Origin of the sequence: Paraburkholderia sp. (genome assembly GCF_026225065.1) — a bacterium.
GTDB lineage: Bacteria > Pseudomonadota > Gammaproteobacteria > Burkholderiales > Burkholderiaceae > Paraburkholderia.
This window is the reverse complement of sequence record NZ_JAMFSB010000183.1, coordinates 1-4,538: the sequence shown is the minus strand read 5'-3', so window position 1 is coordinate 4,538 and position 4,538 is coordinate 1. Positions and strand designations below refer to the sequence as shown.

The 4,538-nt window shown below is 62.4% G+C and carries 5 protein-coding genes; 4 read left to right on the top strand and 1 reads right to left on the bottom strand.

The window, feature by feature from the left end; genetic code table 11:
- Nucleotides 1–501, top strand: a 501-nt coding sequence (locus tag M0954_RS13770; protein WP_297353762.1) for a TetR/AcrR family transcriptional regulator, incomplete at its 5' end; no start/stop codon positions are given.
- Here M0954_RS13770 and M0954_RS13765 read toward each other — a convergent pair.
- Entirely contained in the window at nucleotides 482–1,051 is a 570-nt protein-coding gene (locus M0954_RS13765) for a DUF4865 family protein (RefSeq protein ID WP_297353760.1), read from the bottom strand. The two genes, M0954_RS13770 and M0954_RS13765, sit on opposite strands and share 20 nt — an antisense overlap.
- A gap of 356 nt (nucleotides 1,052–1,407) precedes the next feature.
- On the opposite strand from M0954_RS13765, the gene M0954_RS13760 reads away from it, so the two are divergent.
- The 3 genes from M0954_RS13760 to M0954_RS30355 form a co-directional block, all read left to right on the top strand.
- Nucleotides 1,408–2,649, top strand: coding sequence for an ammonium transporter (locus M0954_RS13760; RefSeq protein ID WP_297353758.1), 1,242 nt, complete (start codon nucleotides 1,408–1,410; stop codon nucleotides 2,647–2,649).
- Between the two features lie 253 nt (nucleotides 2,650–2,902).
- Nucleotides 2,903–4,336, top strand: coding sequence for an amidase (locus tag M0954_RS13755; protein WP_297353757.1), 1,434 nt, complete (start codon nucleotides 2,903–2,905; stop codon nucleotides 4,334–4,336).
- Nucleotides 4,300–4,538 (top strand): DeoR family transcriptional regulator (locus M0954_RS30355; RefSeq protein ID WP_367279515.1); only part of this gene is annotated, 239 nt, incomplete at its 3' end. The genes M0954_RS13755 and M0954_RS30355, both read left to right, overlap by 37 nt.

Below are 4,538 nucleotides of genomic sequence, written 5' to 3'. Positions count from 1 at the left end.
TACGGCGGGATCGGCGTGGACGGCCTGGCGCGCGAGGCGGGGGTGACCCACGGGGCGTTCTATGGTCACTTCCGCTCCAAGGCGGAAGCCTTCGGTGCGGCGGTGGCGGAGGGATTGCGCGAGCTGCGGCAGGCGGTGGAAGGCTTGCGCGCCGAGCACGGCAAGAGTTGGTTCGGGACGTTTGCCGCGTTTTACATGGGATACAAGCGGACCTGCGATCTGGGAGACGCCTGTACGCTGCCAAGCCTGTCCGCGGAAATCGAGCGGGCCGACCCGGCGTCGCGCGCGGCCTACGAAACCGAACTGCAAGGGGTGATGAAAGCGGTCGCCGCGGGTTTTCCGGAAGGCACGGGTGCCGAGCGTGAGGCGCGTGCCTGGGTGCTGCTGTCGCTGCTGGCTGGAGGCGTCACGCTGGCCCGTGCGGTGCCCACCGAGGCAACCAGTGAGCAGATTGCGGCCGCGGTTCAGCGGGCGGTGGAAGTCATCGCTGGAGGCGGCTGATCCCCGGTCGGGCAAGGTGCAGCACATCGTAGACGTCACCGTTGCGGGCCGGATCGGCCGGCGCCGACGAGACCGTGAAGCGGATCAGGCGCCAGGCATTCAGATCGATTGCCGCCCACACGGCCACGGTATCGGGACGCGCCGCGATCTCCCGATTGAGTTCTATCTCCGCGGCGTGCAACGCCGTTCGATCGGTCGCAGCGTTCAGCACACGTTCCTCGCGGTAGATCGATAGCGCCTGTTGCGCGCTGCCGCGCCGCGCGTCCAGCGGCAACCACGTCTCGATCTGCGGACGGCCGAATGCATCGATGACCGCCTGGAAGCGCTCGCCCATCAGAAAACGCACGGTCGCATCCGCGTCCGACCAAAGGTACACGGACGCGTAGACGTTGCCTGTCGCGCCATTGCGGTTGCGCTCCTGCAGCGCGAACGCCTTGCAGATCAAGCCTTCTGTGTCGTCCCAAAGCGGGCCGCGCGTGGCTGCGCGCTCGCGGATGATCTGGGTGTCGTAGTCAGCGGGCAAGCGGTGTGAATACTGCATTGCGAACATGCTGCTCTCCATAAAGTGATGTAACGGTGCCCAGTTTGCACTGTCATTGGCCTTCAGTGAAGACCGGCTGCGAGATAGCTGTCATGACGAAAGGAAATCGCACGGCCCCGTGAGTGGTCTCCGTTTATGCGCCAGATTCGACACTGTGGTTTACCCCCGTCCATCCTGACGCAGCCGCGTGCTGGCTTGCTCATATCGACTCGCTGAATCCGGCAATAGCGCTCGCGCGTATTGCGCCGCCGCCGGGCGAGGACTACTTTTCGACAGCCGCTAAAACGCGAGATGGAATCGGTGCGGCACGCGGCCGCCTGGGCTTCCCCGCTCATCTCGTACGACGACATTCAAGGAGACAAGCTGTGCTTCCCGCATCCCTGCCGATCAACGTCGGCAATACGGCCTTCATGCTGCTGTGCGCGAGCCTCGTCATGCTGATGACGCCAGGCCTCGCGTTCTTCTACGGCGGTCTGGTCGAACGCAAGAACGTGCTGTCGATCATGATGCAAAGTTTCATTTCGCTTGCATGGACGACCGTGCTTTGGTTCGCCTTCGGTTACTCGATGTGCTTCGGCCCGACGTGGCACGGCATCATCGGCGACCCGACTTACTATGCATTCCTGCGTGGCGTGACGTTGCAGACGATGTACACGGGCAATGACGCGGGCATCCCACTCGTCGTGCACATTGCGTATCAGATGATGTTCGCCATCATCACGCCCGCGCTGATTACCGGTGCCTTTACGAATCGCGTGACATTCAAGGCGTATTTTCTGTTTCTCACCGGCTGGCTCGTTCTGGTGTATTTCCCGTTCGTGCACATGGTCTGGAGTCCGGAAGGACTGTTCGCGAAGTGGGGCGTGCTCGATTATGCCGGTGGGATCGTGGTGCACAACACCGCCGGATTTGCCGCGCTCGCTTCGGTGCTATACGTAGGGCGCCGCCGTGTGATGTCGCACAAGCCGCATAACGTGCCGCTGATTGCTCTCGGCACGGGCCTGCTGTGGTTCGGCTGGTATGGCTTTAACGCCGGCTCCGAGTTGCGCGTCGATGCCATAACGGCTTCGTCCTTTCTGAACACCGATATTGCGGCATCGTTTGCGGCTGTCACGTGGCTGCTGATCGAATGGCTCAATGCGCGGCAACCCAAATTCGTCGGCCTGTTGACCGGTTCAGTAGCGGGCCTCGCGACGATCACGCCTGCCGCCGGTTATGTGTCGCCAGGCACGGCTGCGGTGATCGGGATTGCTGCTGGCCTGATCTGCTACTACGCGGTCGCGCTGAAAAACCGTCTCGGTCTCGACGATGCGCTCGACGTATGGGGTGTGCATGGTGTGGGCGGTTTGACCGGCACGGTGCTGCTCGGCGTGTTTGCGTCGAAGGCGTGGAATCCGAATGGCGCGGATGGTCTGTTGCTGGGTGGTGGTGCATTCTTCGTCAAGCAGTGCGTGGCCGTGATCGTCTCCGGTGTGTGGGCCTTCGTGTTCACGTGGGCGATGTTGTGGCTGATCGATCGCGTGACGGCGGTCAAGCTCGATGCGGCTGCGGAGCAGGGCGGGCTCGATACCGCACTGCACGGTGAGGTGGCGTATCTGGATGCGTGAGCGGCACTGACTCGCCTGATTGCCTCTGGCTCGCAAGTTGCGCCGGTAGCTTTGGCCTGATTGGGCCGCTACCGGCGCTTTTGTTTTTGCTTCACCACAGCGCTTCGCGTAACGCTCATCGTCGATTTCTCCCCTCTTCGTCGTCCGTCATAAATCAACATTTCCAACATTTCCAACATTTTTATCTTGACACCGGGTTTTTGATTTGTGGAAATGGCGCCATCGCTGCAACACTTGGTTGCCAGGGGTTTTAATGTCGGACGATACGGATGTTACCGCTATGCCGTGCGTGGTTGACGCCGCTCAGCAGATCAGAGCAGGCGCCCTGACGCCGGTCGAACTGCTGGATGCAAGCCTGGCAGCCATCAAAACCCACAATTCCACATTGCACGCCTTTGGCGACGTCTATACCGAGGCGGCGCGCGAATACGCGGAGACGCTTGCCGAAGAAGCCGCGTCCGGGCGGTTTCGCGGTCCGCTGCACGGCATTCCGTTTGGGATCAAGGATCTGTTTTCGACGCAAGGGTTGCGCACCACGCGCGGCTCGCTCACGGCGCTTGGCCATGTACCGCAACTGGATGCGCCGATCATCGCGAGACTCAAGGCTGCCGGCGCCATCGTGGTCGGCAAGACCGCGACCACCGAGTTCGGCTGGACGGGCTCAAGCATCTCGCGCGTATTCGGCAATGGACGCAATCCATGGAATCCTGCGCTGACCAGCGGCGGTTCGAGTTCCGGCTCGGCGATCGCTGTCGCTGCCCGAATGGTGCCGGCAACGCTAGGCTCGGATGGCGGCGGTTCAGTGCGGATTCCGGGCTCCTTTTGCGGCGTATTCGCACTGAAGGGCACGCTCGGACGCATTCCCACCTGGCCGTGGTCGGCCACCGAAATGCTGAGCCACGCTGGTCCGATTACCCGCACCGTGCGCGACAGCGCGCTGTTATTCGACATCCTTTCCGGTCCGGACCCACTCGACCACCAGGCATTGCCGGCGCCGACCGAGTCGTTCTACGCGCGCTGCGACGAACCGCTGCGGCCGTTGCGGCTCGCCTGGTGTCCAACGCTATTCGGCACGCCCGTCGATGCGCAGGTGGCCAAGGCTGTGGGCGATGCAGTGCGCCTGATCGCTGAGCAACTGCCCGTCGCGGTGGAAGAGAAAGTGTTGCCGTGGCAAGACCCGCTGCCTGTCTTCGAAGCGCTGTGGGCAGGCGGACGCGGCATTGCCTATGGAAAGTCGCTGGGGCAGCAGATGGACCGGCTGGACCCAGGCTTTGCCACACTCATCGAGCGCGCAAAAGACTTCAGTCTGGCGAGCTATCTCGCGGCCATGCAGCAACGTGCGGTATTCGCCAGTCAGGTCCACACGTTGTTCGAGCAGTACGATCTGCTGATTACGCCGACGGTGCCAATTCTCCCGTTCGACGCGGACAGCACGGCGCCGCCTCACTATCCGGCGGTCGATAGCAGCCCGGTTCCGTGGGCTCGTTGGACGCCGTTTACTTATCCATTCAATCTCTCGGGCAACCCCGCTGCGAACCTGCCATGTGGCTGGAGCAAGAGTGGGCTACCGATTGGTTTGCAGGTTGTCGGGCCACGCTTCGCGGATGCGGACGTGTTGCAGTTCTGCGCCGCTTTCGAGGCGATCTCGCCATGGGATCAACGACTGCCCGCAATGCTCTCGGGCTGAACCGGCGCGCACGCCGCACGAGGCGTCGCGACGTATGCTCGGTCCCAAACCCTTTTTCGGCACGTCGAATGCCACGGAAACTTTGCACTATGCTCAACCAGCCACGGCTCGATGAAATCGTGCGGCTCCTCAGTCAGCAGCAGCGCGTTAAATCGATTGATCTGGCCACGTCCTTCGGGGTATCCGAGGAGACGATTCGCCG

Excerpts from the sequence above, each read along its gene's own strand:
- M0954_RS13755 (WP_297353757.1), top strand. The coding sequence starts at position 2,903 with ATGTCGGACGATACGGATGTTACCGCTATGCCGTGCGTGGTTGACGCC.
- M0954_RS13765 (WP_297353760.1), bottom strand. The coding sequence starts at position 1,051 with ATGTTCGCAATGCAGTATTCACACCGCTTGCCCGCTGACTACGACACC.